Annotated in this window: 18 protein-coding genes and 1 tRNA gene; 3 read left to right on the top strand and 16 right to left on the bottom strand. The window is 60.0% G+C overall.

The features are described 5' to 3' along the window. A partial coding sequence (locus LLH00_16080; GenBank protein MCE5272798.1) for a hypothetical protein occupies nucleotides 1-213 on the top strand: 213 nt, incomplete at its 5' end. Between the two features lie 128 nt (nucleotides 214-341). Then, nucleotides 342-689 carry a YciI family protein gene (locus tag LLH00_16075; GenBank protein ID MCE5272797.1) on the top strand — a complete coding sequence of 116 codons (348 nt, stop codon included), beginning with the start codon at nucleotides 342-344 and terminating at the stop codon, nucleotides 687-689. Between the two features lie 102 nt (nucleotides 690-791). Here the strand turns inward: LLH00_16075 and corA are convergent, their stop codons facing one another. The 13 genes from corA to LLH00_16010 form a co-directional block, all read right to left on the bottom strand. Further along, nucleotides 792-1859 (bottom strand): magnesium/cobalt transporter CorA, encoded by a 1068-nt coding sequence (gene corA / locus LLH00_16070; GenBank protein ID MCE5272796.1) that lies wholly within the window; start codon nucleotides 1857-1859, stop codon nucleotides 792-794. Nucleotides 1860-1975: 116 nt separating this feature from the next. Continuing rightward, complete coding sequence (locus tag LLH00_16065; protein ID MCE5272795.1) at nucleotides 1976-3772, bottom strand: hypothetical protein; 1797 nt, start codon at nucleotides 3770-3772, stop codon at nucleotides 1976-1978. Nucleotides 3773-4040: 268 nt separating this feature from the next. Beyond that, nucleotides 4041-5045, bottom strand: a complete 1005-nt coding sequence (locus tag LLH00_16060; GenBank protein ID MCE5272794.1) for a DUF4340 domain-containing protein — start codon at nucleotides 5043-5045, stop codon at nucleotides 4041-4043. Nucleotides 5046-5119: 74 nt separating this feature from the next. Beyond that, nucleotides 5120-6676, bottom strand: a complete 1557-nt coding sequence (locus LLH00_16055; protein MCE5272793.1) for a Gldg family protein — start codon at nucleotides 6674-6676, stop codon at nucleotides 5120-5122. A gap of 34 nt (nucleotides 6677-6710) precedes the next feature. After that, the gene (locus tag LLH00_16050; protein ID MCE5272792.1) at nucleotides 6711-7430 is read right to left on the bottom strand and encodes an ABC transporter permease subunit; all 720 of its coding nucleotides are present in this window, start codon (nucleotides 7428-7430) and stop codon (nucleotides 6711-6713) included. A gap of 52 nt (nucleotides 7431-7482) precedes the next feature. Continuing rightward, entirely contained in the window at nucleotides 7483-8424 is a 942-nt protein-coding gene (locus LLH00_16045) for an ABC transporter ATP-binding protein (protein ID MCE5272791.1), read from the bottom strand. 165 nt (nucleotides 8425-8589) lie between these two features. Then, complete coding sequence (locus tag LLH00_16040) at nucleotides 8590-10206, bottom strand: hypothetical protein (GenBank protein ID MCE5272790.1); 1617 nt, start codon at nucleotides 10204-10206, stop codon at nucleotides 8590-8592. A 94-nt stretch (nucleotides 10207-10300) separates the two neighbouring features. Then, complete coding sequence (locus tag LLH00_16035; GenBank protein MCE5272789.1) at nucleotides 10301-10891, bottom strand: HDIG domain-containing protein; 591 nt, start codon at nucleotides 10889-10891, stop codon at nucleotides 10301-10303. Between the two features lie 128 nt (nucleotides 10892-11019). Then, entirely contained in the window at nucleotides 11020-12615 is a 1596-nt protein-coding gene (locus tag LLH00_16030; protein MCE5272788.1) for a glycosyltransferase family 2 protein, read from the bottom strand. 789 nt (nucleotides 12616-13404) lie between these two features. Next, nucleotides 13405-14775, bottom strand: coding sequence for a Gfo/Idh/MocA family oxidoreductase (locus tag LLH00_16025; GenBank protein ID MCE5272787.1), 1371 nt, complete (start codon nucleotides 14773-14775; stop codon nucleotides 13405-13407). Nucleotides 14776-14807: 32 nt separating this feature from the next. Then, nucleotides 14808-15548, bottom strand: coding sequence for a ThuA domain-containing protein (locus LLH00_16020; protein ID MCE5272786.1), 741 nt, complete (start codon nucleotides 15546-15548; stop codon nucleotides 14808-14810). A gap of 30 nt (nucleotides 15549-15578) precedes the next feature. After that, the gene (locus LLH00_16015; GenBank protein MCE5272785.1) at nucleotides 15579-16571 is read right to left on the bottom strand and encodes a sugar phosphate isomerase/epimerase; all 993 of its coding nucleotides are present in this window, start codon (nucleotides 16569-16571) and stop codon (nucleotides 15579-15581) included. Between the two features lie 77 nt (nucleotides 16572-16648). Then, nucleotides 16649-17833 carry a Gfo/Idh/MocA family oxidoreductase gene (locus LLH00_16010; GenBank protein MCE5272784.1) on the bottom strand — a complete coding sequence of 395 codons (1185 nt, stop codon included), beginning with the start codon at nucleotides 17831-17833 and terminating at the stop codon, nucleotides 16649-16651. A 263-nt stretch (nucleotides 17834-18096) separates the two neighbouring features. On the opposite strand from LLH00_16010, the gene LLH00_16005 reads away from it, so the two are divergent. After that, nucleotides 18097-18172, top strand: a tRNA-Asn gene (locus LLH00_16005). 249 nt (nucleotides 18173-18421) lie between these two features. On the opposite strand, the gene LLH00_16000 is transcribed toward LLH00_16005, so the two are convergent. From LLH00_16000 to LLH00_15990, 3 genes are all read right to left on the bottom strand, one after another. Further along, nucleotides 18422-18652, bottom strand: a complete 231-nt coding sequence (locus tag LLH00_16000) for a hypothetical protein (protein ID MCE5272783.1) — start codon at nucleotides 18650-18652, stop codon at nucleotides 18422-18424. Nucleotides 18653-18702: 50 nt separating this feature from the next. Beyond that, nucleotides 18703-19026 (bottom strand): hypothetical protein, encoded by a 324-nt coding sequence (locus LLH00_15995; protein ID MCE5272782.1) that lies wholly within the window; start codon nucleotides 19024-19026, stop codon nucleotides 18703-18705. 43 nt (nucleotides 19027-19069) lie between these two features. Then, nucleotides 19070-20128 (bottom strand): SH3 domain-containing protein (locus LLH00_15990; protein ID MCE5272781.1); only part of this gene is annotated, 1059 nt, incomplete at its 5' end.

The following is a 20128-nucleotide window of genomic DNA, read 5'->3' as shown; positions in this document are numbered from 1 at the left end:
TACGGCAATGCCAAGCCGGGCCAGTACGTGACGTTCAGTGTCACGACTGGCAGCGCCACGCTCAAGCAAATGCTGGTGCCCACGGACGGCGACGGGTTTGCCTCCACCACCGCCACGCCCCTGGCCGTGGGCAACGTGAGCCTCTCGGCCAGCACCACCATCGGCGGGGCGACCCAGACAGTCACGTTCAACCTGAGCGCCACCGCGCCCTGATCTGATTGAAAGAAACGGATTTGCAACAGGGGTGCGGCCCGTGCCGCACCCCTGTTTTGTCTCGGGGAACGGCATGCCGTGCCCTGCCATAGCCTGGATGATAAACACGAGCGGGGGGGATTATTCAGATGCCCTTGAACTGGGTTCGGACTTTCCCCGGCCCCCAGGAGTCCGGGGCGAAACAGCAGTTCGCGATCCTCTACCGCCCGGCCCGCGCCGATTTCAGCGAGGGTCAGACCGGGCGGGAGAGCGGCGCGATCGCTGAGCATTCCGCCTATCTGAGAGGCCTTCTGGACGCCGGAGTGCTCAAGCTGGCCGGGCGCTGCGAGGACACAAGCCTGGGCCTGGCCCTGATCCAAAGCGAAAGCGAGGAGCAGGCGCGCCGGATCATGGAGGCCGACCCAGCCGTGCAGGCAGGGGTGTTCCTGGCCTCGCTCAAGGTCTGGCGCACAGCCCTTCTGGCCGGGCAATGGTGAAAGCCCCGGGCGCACCCCGGCGGCCATGGCCGCCGCCCCGCCCTCCGGCGGGGCGACCGCGCAGCGGCGGGGTGCGCCCGGGTCGGGCACCGGACCGCTGAGCTACAGCCAGTCCTTGCGCCGGAAATAGACCAGCATGACCACTGTCACCGCCGCCATCAGCAGCAGGGCGAAAGCGTAGCCCCAGGGCCACTCCAGCTCGGGCATGTGCTTGAAATTCATCCCGTACAGCCCGGCGATGAATGTCAACGGCATGAACAGGGTGGCGATCACGGTCAGCACCTTCATCACCGCGTTCATCTTGTTCGACAGGCTGGACATATACATATCCAGCATCCCCGAGAGCACGTCGCGGAAAGTCTCGATGGTCTCGATCACCTGCACCGTGTGGTCGTAGGTGTCGCGCAGGAACGGGATGGTGCTCTCGCGGATCAGGTCGCTGTCGCGGCGGCAGAGCGAGGCCACCAGCTCGCGCAGCGGCCAGACAGTCTTCCGCAGGAAAATCACCTCGCGTTTCAGGCGGTAGATTTCGTGCAGGGTGTACTCATCCGGGTCCGAGACCAGCTCATCCTCCAGGAACTCGATCCGCTCGCCGATTTCTTCCAGCACGCCGAAATAGTTATCCACCACCGAGTCGATGATTGCGTATGCCAGGTAGTCGGTGCCCAGGCGGCGCAGCTTGCCCTTGCCGCGCCGGATGCGCTCGCGCAGGTGTTCGAACAGCCCGCCGCGCTCCTCCTGGAAAGTGATTACCTCGCTGGCGGTGAACACCACCGCCACCTGGTCGGTCACCACCTCTCCGCTGTCGTGGCTGAACCGCAGGGCTTTGAGCACCACGAACAGGTGGGTGTCGAAATCCTCCATTTTCGGCCGCTGCCCGGTGTTGACAATGTCCTCCAGCACCAGGGGGTCGATATGGAAACAGGCGCCCGCCTGCTCCACGGCTTTCAGGTCGTGCAGGCCCTCCAGCGAGAGCCAGGTGACCCGCTGGGTGCCGTAGAACCGCTCGCATTCCTCGATGGAGGTGATCTCCTTTTCCAGCACCTCGTTCTCATCGTACTCCATCACCCGGATTACGGCGGACCATTCTTTCTGCTCCCCTACCAGGACCAGGTCGCCTGGGACAGTGTTCTTGGTGCGTGAAATTTTCTGGATCAGGCGTGAGACCATGCGGACCTCCACTGGAGACAAAGGCTCTGCATGCCAGGATGCAGCTGTCTGATGTGAGGAAGTTAATTCTTGAACTTGTACCGTCCACCACTGCCGGATGCCCCGGCGGGCCTGTTTCAGCGGGATCGATTCAATTGTCCGCTTCTGGCATCCTCTGAAAGCTGAGTCATGGATGGTCCGGTGTCAATATTCTCGGTGAGTGATTTGAATTGGGAGGAGCAGTCAGGGTGTTCCGAGGCGGGACGATCTGTCTTAAGATCGGATTTCAGACGGTAAAGCACGGCGAGACCCAGAGGCCGGGAACGGAATATCGTCTCGTATTCTCGGTCAAGCGGCCCGAGAACCCATCTTTCGGCGACTTCACATTCCTCCGCCGGACAGAGGCGGCAGACCAGGATATAATCGACCCGGCCCGGAGTGTTCCGGTTGAACGCAGGAATGTCCACCAGCGGCACCCTGGTTTCAAGGCATCCGAGATGGATGTTCGGATCGACTCGAGGACGGAACATCACCGGGAAATAATCTACCGCAGCCTCGTAGTCTTTCAGATCGACCACATCCGGGACCAGCGAGGCGATGTAGCCGGAGGCCTGTTTTAGAGCCATCACGCGCAGCGAGACCTCCCCCGGCCCGGGGCGGCGGGAATAAATGAGCGGTAACAGTGTGGAACCTGGCTTCAGACAGGCATGACATGATACCAGCTCCTCCAGAGTGCTGTTCAACTGCCTGTATTTCATCTGGTGCAGCAGCAGGAAGCCCAGCGCGATGCAGGAAGCCGCGCACACCGTCAAGCGGCGTTCGATCACGGTCCGGTCGCCGCTGCCAAGCCAGAGGATCAGGATCAGAAAAGGGAAAAGGTTCAGCCGCGCGCTGACGCAACTGGCCCCAGCCAGGCAATCCGGAACCAGGAAATACACCAGGGTGAAAATGACGGCCACGCCTAAAAGGCAGCGCCAGGAGTCGAACCCCCTGCGCCGCAGCTTTCCGGCAACAAGCCAGAAAAACAGAACCGCCATCGCGCTGGACAGCACTCCTTCCCAACTGCTGTACGATACAAGAGAACCCAGGCACAGCATATCCCGGACGTTGCGCAGAAAAGTACGGTACTCCACCTCTCCACCGGTGTGACCGCCCAGGTACAAAGCCAGCAGCACGACAGACGGCCCCAAAGCCGCCAGCGGACGGACAGACCAGGCGGCACAAGCTTTTATCCTGCGCCACAGACTCCGGCCCCCGTTGTCCGCGTCCTTGAGCAGCAATCCCGAAAACCAGAGGGAGGTCACACCGACCGCGATGTAAAGCATTACCAGGGGCACCTGATGAAAAACGTATACTGCCAGGCAAAGGCCTGAAAAGACCAGGGCGCCCCACAGGGTTAACTCTCCCCGGCAGCGGCACCACCAGCCGAATGCAAAGAAAAAGACCGCCAGCCCCAGGCAAAAATTATAAAATCCCTGGTGAAGAGGGAAACTGAAGACGAAAGGAAGGGACATTATGGCAAGATAACCTGAGCCGCGACGGATTGATTCCAGAGCAAAACGGAACCCCAGCCCAAAGAGCAGAGTGTACAGGCCGAGCAGGACTTTCTCCGCGGCCAGCGGTGGCAGGAAAGTCAGCAGTGCCGCCAACAGGAGATGACCGCCCCGGTTCGACTGCGGGCCACAGTGAAGAACGAAATAATCGCGCAGAATTATCGCCTCGGGACGATGATACTGCACAATCACGGACGCGTTGTACAGATGCGCCGGACCGTCCTGCGAGGGAAAAAACCTCACTCCCCAGACTGAAATCACATGCAGCGCAAGAAGAATAGCAAATATCAGCCCGGACCACTGCCATCCAGTATCTGAAACCGCGTTTTCCTCTCGCCCGGCGATGACGCAACAGGGTGCCATTCTCAGCTCTTCAAGCATCACTTTTTGGGTGAATCACAACTGCTGCTGCATTGGGGGGAAAAGCACCGGCAGATGGAAAATAAACACTGTTCGACGAACCTTGAGACGATTTACGCCATTATCATCATATTTCCACACTTTTCAAAGAGTTAACTCAATATATCGAAACGATTTATTTGTTTTGATTATTTTACTACATTTAAGCCGAAATATCAATAGAAATATCCTCCACAGAAAAAGGCACGGCAAGCCGTGCCTTTCCCCACCGTTCATTTTCAAATCCCTGTCATTTTACGGGATGTGGCTCCTGTTTCTTGCCCGCCCCGGCCACCAGCTCCTCGGGACGCTTGCGCACCTGGTCCAGGCGGTAGCGGGCCAGGGTGCAGACCTGCTCCTTGCCAGGCACCCGGCAGAAAAACAGGTTGTTCGCGGTCTCCTTGCCCACTTCCAGCCCCTGCGTGGCGCCATCCGCCAGAGTCACCCGCAGCGTGAACTGTGGCGGGTCGAGGCCCAGGCTGTCGGCGGGCGGCAGGGAGTCGACAAAGGTGCTGGCCCGCAGCGAGGAGAGAGTTCCGAGCATCTGGCGCAGCACCGTGCTGTCCGGTGCGGCGCCGCCGCCCTCGATCCGCCAGACATGGCCGCTGGTGTCGGCCTGGAGCGCCGCCCGGGTGTCGGGGAACATCAGCTCCACCCGGCGCGCCTGGGCTGGGTCGAAAGCCAGCAGGGTGTGGTCGCGCCACTGCTCGGAGTCGGTGCCCAGCATCGCCCCGAAGAAACCCTGCACCTTGAAGACATTCGGGCTGTCCGCCCGGCGCATGAAAGTGTAGAAATCCTGCGGGTTGAAACTCTGCTGGCTGTACATCCGGCGCTGGTCGAACCCGCCGATCCGGCCGATCACGATGTCGGCAAACGGTTCCTGGCCGCCACCGAACACTTTCACCCGCGTGCCGCTGGCCTCGTCCACCTGAAACTCGGCCTGCTTGTCCGGGTTGTGGCTGACCAAGCTGGAGGTCTGGATGGAGCCAAGCGTGCTCAGGGCCGAGACGATCTGGTCGTTCTCGGCGGGACGGGGCCCGGACGGGGTCTGCACGCTCCAGGCGCCCTGGTCGCGCAACAGCACGAGTTGCCCGCCCGTGCGCGAAACCTCGATCCGGCTTACTTTCGTGGTGTCGATCTGCACCTTGAAAACATCCGCCTCGTCCGGCCGGTCCGGACGGTCCGACATGAAATGGACCACCGCCCAGAGCGCCAGCAGGACAATCAGTATCAGTAAAGGCTTAAGCAGTTTCATCGCTCGCTTCGGGTTTGAGGTTCACGTTCCCGTGCGGCCCGGCGCCTCCACGGCCCGGACCGCGCCTCCCAGTTTCAGCCCTGCATGTGTGCACGCACGGCCTTGTCGCGGCGTTTCAGGTAGAAACGCATCATGCCGAACAGGATCACCAGCAGCGGCACCCCCACGATGTTGAGCAGCCGCAGGAAATTCTTCATCTCGCCGCCCAGGCTCTTGAGCGGACGGTCGGTGGTCGGGCGGGTGCGGATCGAGATCAGCTTGTCTCCGATGGTCATGTAATCCACCGCGTTGAGCATGAACTCCAGGTTGCCCGGGTAGAGGTAGCGGTTCTCCAGAAAATTCGAGTTGGCCACCATCAGGATGCTGCCCGTGGCCGGGCTTTCGGCCGCGAAGGGCGGACTGGCCGCGCCCACGCCGACCACCGGCCCGGCGAAGGCGCTCTTGAAACGTCCCGTGCCCAGCACGGCCATGGCCAGGCGGCCCGGGGCGCCGGCCGGCTGATAGGTGGGCGGACGGTGGCTGGTGGCGGCTTCGCTGGTCCAGGCCAGCACCGAGTAAACCACCGAGCTGTCACTTGTCACCGGCTCGTTGATCGACCCGGTGTAAGGGAAAGTGATCTCCGACAGGCGGCCCACCACCGGGTGCTTGCCCAACTGGGCCTTGACCACGTGCGGGAAGAACGGGTTGGGCCGGTTGATCGTGAATATCCCCTGGTTCACCTGCTGCGGCGAGTGCGACTTGGGATCCTGGACCACATCATGGCCCAGCGTGAAGCCCCAGGACATCATAACCCGGTCCATCCCGTGGTGCACCTCGATCGGGTAAGGCTGGCCGCGGCTGTCGTCGATGCGGATGTCATCCACCAGGCAGATCAGCTTGCCGCCGTGCATCACGTACTGGTCCAGGGCGTACTGCACGTAATCCGGCACGCTGTCGGTGGGCCCGGCGAAAATCAACGCGGGCAACGAGTCGGGAACCGGCACGCCGCCGTTGAGGTCCACGGGCTGTATCTCATGCAGCTTGCTCAGCTCCTGGGCGAAAGCGCGGTAGTCGTTGCCCAGGTCGTGACGGCTGTAGGTGGTGATGAACCCCACGTGGTCGGGCGTGGAGGTGACTCGGAAAATACGGCTGGTCAGGTCGTATTCCAAGTCGCCGGTGTTCTGGACCACCGGGATGGCCTCGCTCTTGTCGCCGTAGCTGACCACGATCGCCAGCCAGCCGTTGATCTGCTGGCGCTCGTCTTTCTCGATAATGGTCATGGTGACCGGGGTCACCCCCAGGCCGGCCAGTTTCTGCTGCAGCGCCTCGTCATCCGCCGGGTCAACCCGCTCGTAATGGATGTTGCCGTGGGAATAGACCTGGTACTCCTTCAGCAGGTCACCCACCTCCTCCGGCAGGCGCGAGATCTGCACCGGCAGCTTCTTCGAGAAATAGGCTTTCACCGAGACCACATCGTCCAGCTCGTGCAGGATGCCCTTGGTGACCGGGCTGACCGAGTAGAGCTTGTTGCCGGTCAGGTCCAGCCGCCCGAAGAACCGGACGCCCAGAAGGTTGACTACCGCGACTATGCCGATGATGATCGCGACATAGGCGGCGTTGGAAAGTCGGTTGACAGGTTTCTTCTCGCTCATGTTCCAACCCTTGAATTGGCTGTGGGTCCAGGTCTCAGACCCAGCTCCGGTTCTCCACGACATTGACGTTGAGGTAGAGGAAGACCCCGATTATCGATAGGTAGTAGAGGATGTCGCGGCTGTCGATCACCCCGCGGCCCATGCTCTCGAAATGCGTGGCCAGGCCCAGATAGTTGAGCACCGGGACCATGAAATCGGGCAGCAGCATCAGGAAAAACCACTCGCCCACGATCAGCAGCGCCACGCCGATCACTATCGCCAGGATGAAAGCGATGATCTGGTTCTCGCTCAGGGCCGAGGCGAAAAGCCCGATGGCCAGGTAGCTCGCCCCCAGCAGCAGAGTGCCCAGGTAGCCGCAGATTATCTGGCCCCAGTCGGGGTCGCCCAGCGCGCCCACCAGCAGCGGCACGTTGAAAGTCAGCGCCAGCATCAGGGCCAGGAACACGAAACTGGAGAGGAACTTGCCCAGCACCACCTCTTTTTCCTGCACCGGAAGGGTGAGCAGCACTTCCAGGGTGCCCATCTTGCGTTCCTCGGCCCAGAGACGCATGGTGATCGAGGGGACGAAAAACAGGAAAACGAAAGGCATGAAGCCGAAGAACGGGCGCATGTCCGCCTGCCCGGCCACGAAAAAAGTCCAGAAGAACAGGAAATTCACCAGCAGCAGAAACGCGGTGATGAAAATGTAGGCGATCGGAGAGTCGAAATAGCTGCGGAACTCTTTTCTCGCCACGGCAAGTGCATTGTTGAGCATCGTCGGTCCACCAGTGTGAAGTTGTCGTTCGGGTTGGGCCCGGCCGCCCGGCTCAGGCGGTGGTGATCCGGGTGAACACCTCTTCCAGGCTCATTTTCTCGCGGTGCAGCTCGCGCAGCGACCAGCCCCGCTCAACCACCAGACGGAACAGCTTCTCGCGGATATCTCCCGCCTGGCTCGTGATCTCGAGGGTCAGCCAGTCGCCGGACGAGTCGGAGGCCTCGCCCTCGCCGCGATGGAACGAGGCGATAAAATCGGCCTCGCGCAGGGCGGCGTAGACCTCATCCTGGGGCCCGCGGAGCACCACGTGCAGAAGCTCGGCGCCGCTGGAGCTGGCGGCCAGCTCCTCGGGCGTGCCGCTGGCAACCAGGCGCGCGTTGCTGATAATCAGCACCCGGCCGCAGGTGGCGCTCACCTCGGGCAGGATATGCGTGCTCAGGATGATCGTCTTCTCGCGGCCGATGTCGCGGATGAGCTGGCGGATCTCGATGATCTGGTTGGGGTCCAGGCCGCTCGTGGGCTCGTCCAGCACCAGGATGTCCGGCTCGTGGACCATGGCCTGGGCCAGCCCGACCCGCTGGCGGAAACCCTTGGACAGCTCGCCGATGTCCTTGTGCGTCACCGCCCCCAGGCCGGTCAGCTCCACCATCCGGCGCACCCGGCCCTCACGCTTCGATTTTTCCACCTGGCGCAGCTCGGCGATGTAGCGCAGGTAGTCCAGCACGTTCATCTCGGGGTACAGCGGGCAGTTTTCGGGCAGGTAGCCGATCCGGCGTCTCACCTCCAGGGGGGAGGCCTGGATGTCGAAACCCGCCACGTTCACGCTGCCGGCGCTCGGCCTGAGGTAGCAGGTGATCATGCGCATGGTGGTGGTTTTTCCCGCCCCGTTGGGGCCGAGGAACCCCACCACCTCGCCGCGCTGCACCTCGAACGAGACCGAATCGACCGCCAGCGTCGCTCCGTAATACTTGGTCAATCCGTCTACCTTGATCATGGCTCTCAGTTCACGTCGTTGATGCGGATTAACGGTTGGTCCGGGCGTCCCGCTGGGACTCCCGGCGTGGGTAAATACAGGAATGCCATTTCATTAAAATAACCGGGCGCGGCCCGTGTGCCGGACCGCGGGCTCCGGTCTTTGAACTTTCCGATTTAACTTGCCTCACCGCTGTAGCAGGAACGGCGAGTAGTGGTCCACATCCAGATCATCCACATAGTAATAGCCCCAAGGGTCCTGGGAGGCCGGGGTCACTCCGCTGGGCTTGTCGCTGATCGCGTAACGGAACGTGAACGGCTTGTTGGTCCTGAACGGCAGGTACAGTGCGCTGGAGGTGCTTTTCGGGTCTACCGTGAACAGGATTTTCTGCTGCTTGTCTTTCATCTCGCGCGTGCCGGTGCCGGTGCCGGAGCCCACAAAAGAGAACCAGTCACCCAGGAACGGATCGCCGTCCACCAGCGCGTAGCCGTAGCCGATATCGGTGCCGGCGTCGAAAGTCAGGGTGCCCTCGTAGCGCACCCCAGGCCTCAGCGGGGCCAGGCGCAGCACTACCATGTATTCCTCGGCCGAGCCGAACCCGGAGGGCAGCCCGGTGAGGCCCTGCGCCGTAGTGACTGTTTTCTCGCCGCCCACCGGGATCTCCACCCAGGGGCCCTGTTTCTGCACCGGCTGGACTGGCGCCTCGGCGGCGGTGCTGTTCTTGAGCAGGAACGGCGAGTAGTGGTCCGCGTCCAGATCATCCACATAGTAATAGCCCCAGCGGTCCTGGGAGGCCGGGGTCACCCCGCTGGGCGTGTCGGTTATACTGAAACGAAACGTGAACGGCTTGTTCGTCCTGAACGGCAGATAAAGGGCGTTGGAGGTGCTTTTCGGGTCTACCGTGAACAGGATTTTCTGCTGCTTGTCTTTCATCTCGCGCGTGCCGGTGCCAGTGCCCGTGCCGACAAACGAGGCCCAGCCACTCTGGAACGGGTCGCCATCCACCAGCGAGTAGCCGTAGCCGATATCCGTGCCGGCGTCGAAAGTGAGCGTGGCCTCGTAGCGCACTCCCGGCTTCAGCGGGGCCAGGCGCAGCACCACCATATAGTCCTCGGCCGAACCGAACCCGGAGGGCAATCCGGTGAGGCCCTGCGCCGTGGTGGCTGTTTTCTCGCCGTTCACCGGGATCTCGACCCAGGGGCCCTGTTTCTGCTGCGGCTGGGCGACTGCCACGGCGGAGCCGCGCTTGAGCAGGAACGGCGAGCGGTGGCTGTCGTCGAAATCCGAAACGTAATAGTAGCCCCAGCGGTCCTGCGAATCCTTGGTCACACCGCTGGGATGGTTGCTGAACGCCCAGCGGCAGTTGAACGGCTTGTTGGTGCGCAGCACCAGGTACATCGTGTTGGAGGTGCTCTGCGGATCGATCGTGAACAGGAGTTTCTCCTGCTTGCCGGCCAGTTCGCGCGTGCCGGTGCCGCTGCCGATCCCCACAAAAGAGGCCCAGTCTTGGCCGAACGGGCTGCCGTCCACCAGCGAATAACTGTAGCCGATATCCGTACCTGCGTCATAGGTAAGCGTGGCCTCGTATTTCACTCCGGGCGCGAGGGGGGCGATGCGCAGCACGGCGATGTAATCCCCGGCCGAGCCGAACGCGGAGGGCAGGCCGGCCACCCCCTGAACCGTGCTCAGAGCCCGCTCGCCGTTGACCGGCACATCCACGTACACTGCCTGAGCCTGGGCCGGGCCCGCGCTTACCGACAGGCAAGCCAACAGCAACAGTGACTGCGCCAGGGTTCTCATCATGTCCGTCCTCCGGAGGGGTTCAAACATCTTAAGCCACCATCTGGGAACACCGGAAATACAGTAAAGATGGAAACAACGCCCTGCCGGATGCCGCTCAGGTCTGCAGCGGCTTGAGGCCCAGGCTGGCCTGGACCGGCCGCAGGGCCGCGATCACGAAATCGACGTGCTCCTCGAACGGGACGCCCAGGTCGGCGGCGGAGCGTTCGAGCTGCTCGCGGTCCACCTGGCGGGCGAAGCCGCGGTCTTTCATTTTCTTTTTCACGCTGCGGGCGCTCAGGTCATCCAGGGACAGGGAGGGCCGCACCAGGGCCACCGCGGTGATGAACCCACACAACTCATCCACCGCGTAGAGGGCCTTGTCCAGGCGGCTCGTCCGGGGCGTCCCGGTGGCGTCACCGTGGGCCAGGATGGCGTGCAGGGCTTCCTCGGGCCAGCCCAGGCCACGCAGTATATCCACTCCCACGCGCGGGTGCTCCTCGAGCGAGGGGTGCTGCTCGTAGTCGAAATCGTGTATCAGGCCAACCGCGCCCCAGAGCGCCTCATCCTCGCCCCAGCGGCGGGCGTAGGCGCGCAGGGCGGCCTCCACGGCCAGGCCGTGACGGATGAGGCTTTCGCCGTGGGTGTAGCTGGTCAGCAGTGCGTAGGTGGTTTCGCGGTCCAGGGTTCCCTCCCGCCGAAAAGGCAATTCAATCGGAACAGGAATGGCAAGGCGCGTGCCAGTGGAAATTATTTTCTTTCGGCATGGAACATAAACAATTGGACGCGCCGCGGCAAGGACGGCCTGACCGGGAGTGCCCGAAATGAGGCGGGCGTTTACAATTTGGGGCAGGAATAGACAGGACTGGGCAGGAAAGCCCGGGTCTCCGGGTCCCAGAGTCCCCGCACCGTGCTGTTGTCCAGGGCCGGGTTCAGCAGGCGACGGCGCGGGCCGAAACGTTCGAGAAGCATCTTGCGGTTAACCGAGCCGGCTTTCTGCCAGTCGTAATCGTAATGGTCGTCCCGGTGCGCGATATGGTGGGTCACGGCGACCAGGTCGGCGGTGGAGACAGTCATCCAGCCGTGCTCGCGCAACTTGTAGCCCAGGTAGACATCCTCAGAGCCGTAGGGCTGGAACGCCTCGCCCTCCAGCCCGCCGATCTCGTCCAGGGCGACCCGCCGCGACATCAGGCAGTAGCCGCTGCACCAGGCCACCGGCACGACCATGCCCGGCACGTGGACGCACTGGATGAACGAGTCGTTGCGGTCGGAGGTGTAGACTGTGGCGAAAGCGCCGGTGGAGCCGGCATTGGGGTGGGATTCGAGGGCCTGGACCATCACCTGCATGAAATCGCCCCGCTCGATCTCGGTGTCGTTGTCCAGGAACAGCACGTACTCGCCGGAGGCCGCCTCCAGTCCGGCCTGGCGGCCGGCGACAATGCCCAGGTTGCGCCCGGCGAACAGGGGCCGCAGGCGGCTGTCCTGCCGCGCCAGGGAGCGCAACAGCTCCGGCGTGTCATCGGTGGAGCCGTTGTCCACCGCGATCACCTCGAAATCCGGATACTCGGTCCGCCCGAGAAGGCTCTCCAGGCAGCGCGTGGTGTGGTCGGAGCGGTTCCAGCAGAGCAGGACCACCGAGACCCGCCCCGGCCGGCCCGCGGGAGGCTGGCTTTTCAGCCAGGGCAGCTCGCCGCTGCGCAGGCTGGCCAGCCCCGGACTGAGCACCTGCGCCAGGGTGCGGAAACGGCCGAAAATCTCATCCGTGCCCAGGTCGGCGGGGCGCTTGCCCAGGAACTCGGAGGGCAGGTTGAGGTAGAGGTTGTCCGGGTCCCAGGGGTTGAACCCGCTCATCAGGGCGTTGATCACCCGGATGCTGTCGTACCCCAGGCCCGAGACCAGATAGAAATAGAGGTTCCACCAGGAGTAGAGTTTCTGGTCGATCGTGACCAGCACCTTGTTGTCCAGGACCAGATAGTCCTCGCGCCGCGTGGCCGGGGCGAGGAACTCGGCCAGGCCGTGGATGGCGGGGCGGTCGAAACCGAGCATCAGGCGGAAACGCGGGGAGTTGAGCAGCGGCCGCCAGTCGTGCAGGTACATGGACTTGCAGAGCAGGTCAGGGCGGGTCTCCACGGCGATGAGGTTCTGCTCGTCCCGCAGCGCCCGGAACACGTCGAAAAGCTGGTAGCCCATGCCGATCCCCAGCAGGATGACCACCCGCTTCTTCGCCGCCTCGATCTGACGCGCCGACTCCTTGATCAGGATCGAGTGCTGATTTTCATCCTGCACAATATAGGCGTAACGCCCGTCCTCGCTCCGGTACAGGCCGTCAAGCACCCCATTGACTATTTTCTGGCTGAGTTTACGATGAATGCCCGGGTAGCGCACACGGAGCAATCGGAGGTTGGTGAATAGAGTCGACAGGTCGGCGGTCATGAGATCAGGGGGTCCGGGGTTTTCCGCGCCATGCCCGAGGAAAACGACAAGACCCCGGCTCATACAAAGGTTGGCGGACCTTCATCTGAAACGGAAGCCTCAAGCGGTCGTTCTTCCCGGGCGCAATTTAACTTATCTGTAGTAATTATCGGCCGATCGGCTCCATGGTTTAGATAAAACATGCATTTGCAAACAGATCAATCGGTTGGTCGAGTGTTTGCCACAGTTTTGATTAACCGCCCCTCCTCCCGCCAACTCTTTCCCCCTTTCGGAGAGCCGGAAACGGTTGCGAGATTGCCGGTTTTCCTCTCTCCCGCGCTCCCCGGCCACGACTCATTAATTCGGCTTTATCAGCACAGTCTCACGCCGCCGAATTCGTTAACGAATAATCAACGAGTTATCCACAGCCCATACAGTTAATGGAATTTCCAGCAGATAAACGGGCGCTGATAACTTGACAGGGCTGAATTTATTTTCTTGCGTGAACTATTGTTACAGCAAAACAAGAAATAACAGTCATCTATGCCGGCGACCGGTTAAGCCTGTGGATAGATTGTGGATAATTCAAATTGCAGCCGGATTTTTCTGCCGTTTATCTCTCTTGTTCACACTCTTTACAACGGCATTTTTTTCAGCCGGCACAGGGACTGATGCAACAACTGATTTCCAGCCATGAAACAGCATGCCGAAACGTAAAAAACCGGGTGCGGCCCAAGCCGCACCCGGCTCCATGAAACACTGCAATAAGGACATTCACGACTTTTATTCCAAAAAACACACTCAATACAATCAGACTTCCAGCTTCCAGGGGGCACGGTAGTCGCGCATCAGCATGCGGTCCGCCTCGGGGTCGCCGGCGATACGCTCTGTCTCGGGATCGTATTGCAGGCTGCGCCCCAGGCGCAGGGCCAGGTTACCCAGGTGCGGGGTGGCCGAGGCCAGGTGCCCGTCCTCGATGTCCGAGGCGAAACGCTTGCGGGTCTTCAGGCAATCGATGAACGCTTTCACGTGCAGCGAGTGCTGCTCGCTCTCGCCGGCCGAGAACGCCGGGGACTTGTCGCAGGTCTCGTCACCCTTGTCCTCTTTCTCCGGACGGAAACTGTAGCCCTGACGGTTCAGATACAGGCTGCCGTCCGTGCCGTGGAACTCGATCCCGTACCCATGCCCGTCACCGCTCTCGCCGCTGCAGCGGCGGCACTCGTAGGTGAGGATGAATTCCGGGAACTCGTAGCACAGGATCATGGTGTCCGGGGTGTCGCGGTTGTCCTGCAGCCCGAATTTCTGCCCCATGCCGGTGACACGGCGCGGGCCTTTCTGCTTGGTGGCCCAGAGCACGATGTCGATCAGGTGGGTGCCCCAATCGGTGGGCCAGCCGCCGGCGTAGTCCCAGAACCAGCGGAAACTGGACCAGCGGTCGTCATCCACCACGCCGAAACGGTTGATGTTGAACGGCCGCATGGGAGCCGGTCCCAGCCACATGTCCCAATCCAATCCGGCGGGCGGCTGGCTGTCGGGCGGGTTGCCGATCCCCTTGGGGAACTCGTTGCCGTAGTTCCAGGTGCGCACCTCGGTCACACGGCCCAGCTTGCCGCTCTGCACGATCTCCACCGCGCGCTGGAAATGCTTGCCCGATCTCTGCTGGGTGCCCACACCCACCACGCGGTTGTATTTGCGCGCCGCCTCGACCATCTTGCGGCCCTCGGCCACGCAGACCGAGACCGGCTTTTCCACGTACACGTCCTTGCCGGCCTGGCAGGCCATCACGGTCATGGCCGGATGCCAGTGGTCGGGCGAGGCGATCATCACGCAATCGATATCCTTGAGCTCCAGCACCTTGCGGAAATCGGCGAAAGTTTTGGGCGCCGTCTTGCCTGCCTCGGCCAGGGCTTTGAGCCCCAGGTCGAGGTTGGGCTTGTAGCAGTCACAGACCGCGGCGATCTCGATCTCGGGGTTGGAGGCGAACGCCATCATGTTGGAGCGGCCCTGCTTGCCCGGTCCGATCACCCCGACCCGGATACGGTCATTGGCCCCGGCGGCTTTCTTGGCCGCGGCCCCCATCAGCGGCGCGGCGGTCAGGCCAGCGCCGGCCATGGCGAAAAATGCACCCGACTTGAGCAGTTCACGACGGTTCAGATTTTTCTTATCGCTGTGTTCGCTCATCGTTTGACGCCTCGCAGAGTGAGGGGAAAAGGTTATTTGTCCTTACAGATCGCCCAGAGCATACCACGCTGTATAGTGGTGCGGAACCCCGCGGCCTGCATCGAGACCGCGTCGTGGCCCAGCACGGTGTGGAACACGCGGCCCTTGCCGTAGGTCTTGACCATCAGGATCGGGTAGTCGGCCTGCTTGTCCCGGCTGAACGCGGTGGCCAGGACCTGGAAATCCGAGTACTTGGTCAGGTCGCGGTACAACTCGTCCGTGGTCGGGAAATCCTGCAGCCCGCGGGTGATGAAATGCTCCTTGTCCGTGATCTTGACCGTGTAGGGGCCGTAGTGGTCGTGCCCGGCGTGGTGCGTGTCATCCGTGCGCCAGAGAAGCCCCACCATGTCCTCGAACTCGTTCCAGCCCGGAAACGCGTTGTCGGCGCTGTGCACGATCCCTATCCCCATCCCGCCCTTGACCAGCGAGACCAGGGCCGCCTCCACCGGAGCGGGCCAGCGCTTGTCCGGGTAGGCCTGCATCACGATCCCGTCGTAGGCTTTCATCCCCTCGGTGGTCAACACCCAGGGGTCCTCGGTCACTACCACCTTGAAACCGCCCTCCTCCAGGTCCTTGCGCAAATCGGGCAGGCTGGAGCGCCAGTCGTGGAAGGGGTCGGTCCCGCTGATCAGCAGCAGGGTCGCCACCGGCTCAGCCTTCTTTTCCTCGGCCCTGACAAGCGAGAAACAAGCGATGGTCGTTGTGACCAGAACGAACAGGATTCTGCTGCGCATAGCCGCTGTCTCCGGAAACAGGGGTTTGGGTTACTCGCCGAAAGCCTCATCGAATACGGTGGCCGAGGGCGGGAAATCGACATTGCGCACGAACTCGCAGGCCTCGGCGGCCCCGTGCTCGCGGTCCATGCCGGCATCCTCCCACTCCACCGAAAGCGGTCCCTTGTAGCCAATACGGTTCAACTCGCGGATGATCTCCTCGAAATTGACATCCCCGCGCCCGAGGCTGCGGAAATTCCAGCCCCGTCCGGCCTCATCGAAATTGAGGTAGCTGCTGATAATCCCCGAAGTGCCGTCTAAGGTGACAATGGCGTCTTTCATGTGCACGTGGAAAATGCGGTCGCCGAACTCCTGGATGAAACGCACCGGGTCGATCCCCTGCCAGTGAAGGTGGCTGGGGTCGAAATTGAACCCGAACTCGGGGCGGTTGTCGATGGCCTTGAGGGCGCGGCGGGTGGTGACAATGTCGTAAGCGATCTCGGTGGGGTGCACCTCCAGGGCGAACTTGATCCCCTCGGCGGCGTAAACGTCCAGGATAGGATTCCAGACCTCGGCGAATTTCCTGTACCCGTCGTCGATCATTTTCCTGCTCACCGGCGGGAAACTGTAGGTCAGGTGCCAGATCGGCGAGCCGGTGAACCCGTTGACCACGCCCACGCCGAATTTCCTGGCCACCTTGGCCGCTTTTTTCTGGGCCTCAACGGCCCACTTGCGCTGGCCCTCCGGGTCACCGGCGAGGCTCTTCGGGGCGAACCCATCCGAGCGCCCGTCGTTGTTGAGGTCCAGCGTTAGCTGGCCCGACAGGTGGTTCGAGATGGCCCAGCACTTGAGGCCGTACTTTTCGAGGGTCTTTTTCTTGTTGCTCAGGTAATCCGGCTCGGCAAGGGCCTTGTCCAGCTCCATATGGTCGCCCCAGCAGGCCAGTTCGAGGCCGTCATAACCGAAATCGCGCGCCTTGGCGCACAAGGTCTCAAAAGGCAGATCGGCCCACTGGCCGGTGAAAAGTGTTACCGGACGTCCCACGCTGCGCCTCCTTGTCATCTTATACTGAATGGTAAATGCAAGGGCCCGCCGTCTGGGCGAGCCCTCTCTGTGTGTCGTCAGAATTTCTTGAACGCCGTCCACTTGGCCTGGCTCTTCGCGCTTTCGATCACGGTCTCGATGAAAGCCAGCCCCCGCACCCCGTCCTCCACGCCCGGATGGTCCAGGCGCGGACTGATTTTCCGGCCGGATTCGACCTCGCGGATCGAGGCGACCGCGCCCAGGTAGGTGTTGCCGAAGGACTCGATGTAGGCCTCGGGGTGTCCGGGCGGGATACGGCAGCCCAGGCGCGCGGCCTCGCTAAGGTAGCCCTGGCCGCGGCTGAGGATTCTGGCGGGCCCGTCGTTCGAGATCACCTCGAGCTGGTTCGGGTGCTCCTGCGCCCAGAACAGGGAGGCTTTCTCGCCGTAGACCCGGATCTTCAGGTTGTTCTCCTCGCCCGAGCAAATCTGGCTGGCGTGCAGGAGGCCCCGCGCGCCGCCCTGGTAGTGGATCAGCACGTTGACATCGTCATCCACCAGTCGCCCGGAGGCGAAAGTGGTCAGGTCGGCGCAGAGTTCCTCGATCTCCAGCCCGGTGATATAGTGCACCAGGTTGGCGCAGTGCGAACCGATATCGCCCAGGCAGCCGGCCGGGCCGGCCTGCTTGGGATCGGTGCGCCAGGAGGCCTGCTGCGAGCCCTCCAGCTCCACGCGCTTGAGCAGCCAGCCCTGGGGATATTCCACGATCACTTTCTTGACCGCGCCGATCTCGCCCGCTGCGACCATGGCCTTGGCCTGTTTGGCCATCGGGTAGCCGGTGTAGTTGTGGGTCAGCACGAACACCTTGCCGCTTTTCTTGACGATCCCGCGCAGCTCGATCGCCTGCTCCAGGCTGATCGTCATGGGCTTTTCGCAGACCACGTGAAACCCGGCCTCCAGGAAAGCCTTCGCCACCGGGAAATGCATGTTGTTCGGGGTGACTACCGAGACAAAATCGATCCGCTTGTCGGCTGGCAGGGCAGCCTCTGCCGCGGCCATCTCGGCGAAAGTTCCGTAGCAGCGGGTCGGGCAGAGGTAGAGGCTCTCCACCCCGTAACGCCGTCCGCGCTCCGGGTCGACATCGAACGCGCCGGCTGTCAGCTCGATCTGGCCGTCCATCAGCGCGCCGCGACGGTGCACGGCGCCGATGAAAGCGCCCTCTCCGCCGCCAACCATTCCCATTCTGAGTTTTCTCTTGAGGATATCTGTCGGCTGGCTTGCCATTGCAGCTCACCTCACGTGAATTGAATTGTTATGGCAGGAAAAGACTTATAAAGATCAGGGAAGAATAATCGGGTCTTGTGCCGAACCAAACATAGAGGGGCGTCCGGGGTTTGTCAACCGCATTCTGGGGCGATCTGGCAGTTGAAATCGCACGGCCCCGCCAAGGCTGGATTCACCCCCGGCTTAAGTCTTGACAGGCGGAGCGGCAGTATTTATTTTTTACACTCCTTGCTTCGGAGGCAGGGTTTCTTTTAAAAAGTTATTCCCCAGTAGCTCAGTCGGTAGAGCAGGTGGCTGTTAACCACCGTGTCGCTGGTTCGAGTCCGGCCTGGGGAGCCAATTATAAAACCGCTGAATCAAATCGGCGGTTGGTTAACACGAGACCCTGGAGGCAAAAGCTTCCGGGGTCTCGTTGTTCATGCGCCTCTCCGACGGGCATTGGAGAGAAATCCGCATTTCTCACTCCCCTACTCCATTCCGAAAATCATCCTTTCGGGGTCTACCTTAATTGTGTTCTCTTCCTACGGATTCTCAGATTCTCAGGTTCTCGGGTTAATGAGAAAGCCTGCTTAACAGGTCGGTTGATCTCTAATCTCTCGTGTATAATAAAGTTGTATAACCAGCAAATACAACCCGATTATTCTGCAGTTCAAAAAAAATCAAGCCGTTACTGACTTGTTCCATTTTGCCGGCAGCAACTTTCCCTCTTTTATAACCCGTGGTAATAAAGCGCTGGTGTGGACCAGTTATGTAAACGACTACATCCTCATTGCTAAAAAGAGGCTCTCCATATTCTTTTAGAATCGTTTCCCTGCTCATTCGAAGAAGATGCTCCAAGCAAGCGACTAATTCCGGGTCCAGTGTTGTGATTACGTACCTTCTGGAGTACATCCAGAATGCTCCTTATTGTTTCGCATATAACTATTTATTGCTTGAAAGAGAGGATTGTTCAGACCATCCCGCTTTCCAGAATAACCAGTGGCCATTGCATCACATTCATTATCATTCGAATCAACGTATTTAACAAGCGTTTCGCCATCATAAAGAAACATTTCTCCGGACAAATTGTTATATTTAAGGTTAAAATCATAGTCGTCATAATTTTCCTTCGAAATCAAAGTGTCCTCATTTTCACCATTGTCTTCCCAAATTTGCAGCGCGCCATCTGTGTTTGATTTCAAATAAATAGACATTTGCCCTCCGCCTAAAATCAGATTAACCGCACAAGAGTATCAGCTACTGAGCTATCCGAAGAGCCATATCTCCAGCAAAAACAACCCTGTTGTTTTCTATCTCAAAGAATAATATTCCATTTCCGACGCGCCCTATGGAATTGCGCTCCCAGATATTCTTTGGAATATCCAATAATCTGTATTCGAAGAACCTATCGTGAGAAGCTGTGATGTATATAATAATGTCTTTGTTTTCGAAAAATGGAGTGCCGTAATATTTTATTACGGAGGATCTATCAAAGCTCAGAAGGCGCTTTGCGCAATCCCCGATCTCTGCATCAACTGTCGTCAAATGGCTTTTGAGGTTTTTGAATTGTTTGGCAGAAAAGAAATAGCTTGTAGACAACCCACCTTCTACTCCAGGCACTATTATAACGCAATACTGTTGACCATTCATTTCCGATGAAAAGAAGATATGTTTTTCATACAGAGAGCATTCCGTATCATAGTATGTTATGGTCGTATCGTAATTGATACCTTTGCTTTGTAACAGATCAACAGTATTCGTTTCTATCCAATTGCCATATAACGGCTTGTGCGGGCCAGGATGATAATCAATATAAAAACCCCTTGATGCGTTTTGAAAACCGCTTTTATCGCCATTAAGATCAAGAGGCAAACAGGATAGAGCACTTTTAAGCGAAAGCGAGGGGCCGTCAACGAATTTGAATTCGTCCAATGCCTTGTAGAGAAGGAAATGGCAGATGTATTTACTCACACTATCTGCATGAATATAATTAAAATCACCTGAAGCAGAGCTCTCTTGCCATTTATCCTTGTTAACGTCATCCGGGAATAAGAAGAAGTAACCTTTTTGTGCTGATTTGCCAATATAGCCTGTACTATTATTTATTTTGAAAGAAAGCACATACTTATTATCAGCATAAGGAAGCATTTGCCTTATTCTATTGTGAAAAACATATCCAAGATAAGTGGTATCTTCTATCCTGTACACTTTGAACCAGTTGTTCTGGTCTGAAAAGAAAAGAACTTTCTCATCTTGGAGAAGTGTATCCACCACCTCATACTCCACTCCCGGCCCTTTGCGCACAAAGGAGTAACC

Source organism: bacterium, assembly GCA_021372515.1.
GTDB lineage: Bacteria > Gemmatimonadota > Glassbacteria > GWA2-58-10 > GWA2-58-10 > JAJFUG01.
Note: the sequence above shows the minus strand (reverse complement) of the source record. Positions and strands in the feature narration are given on the sequence as shown.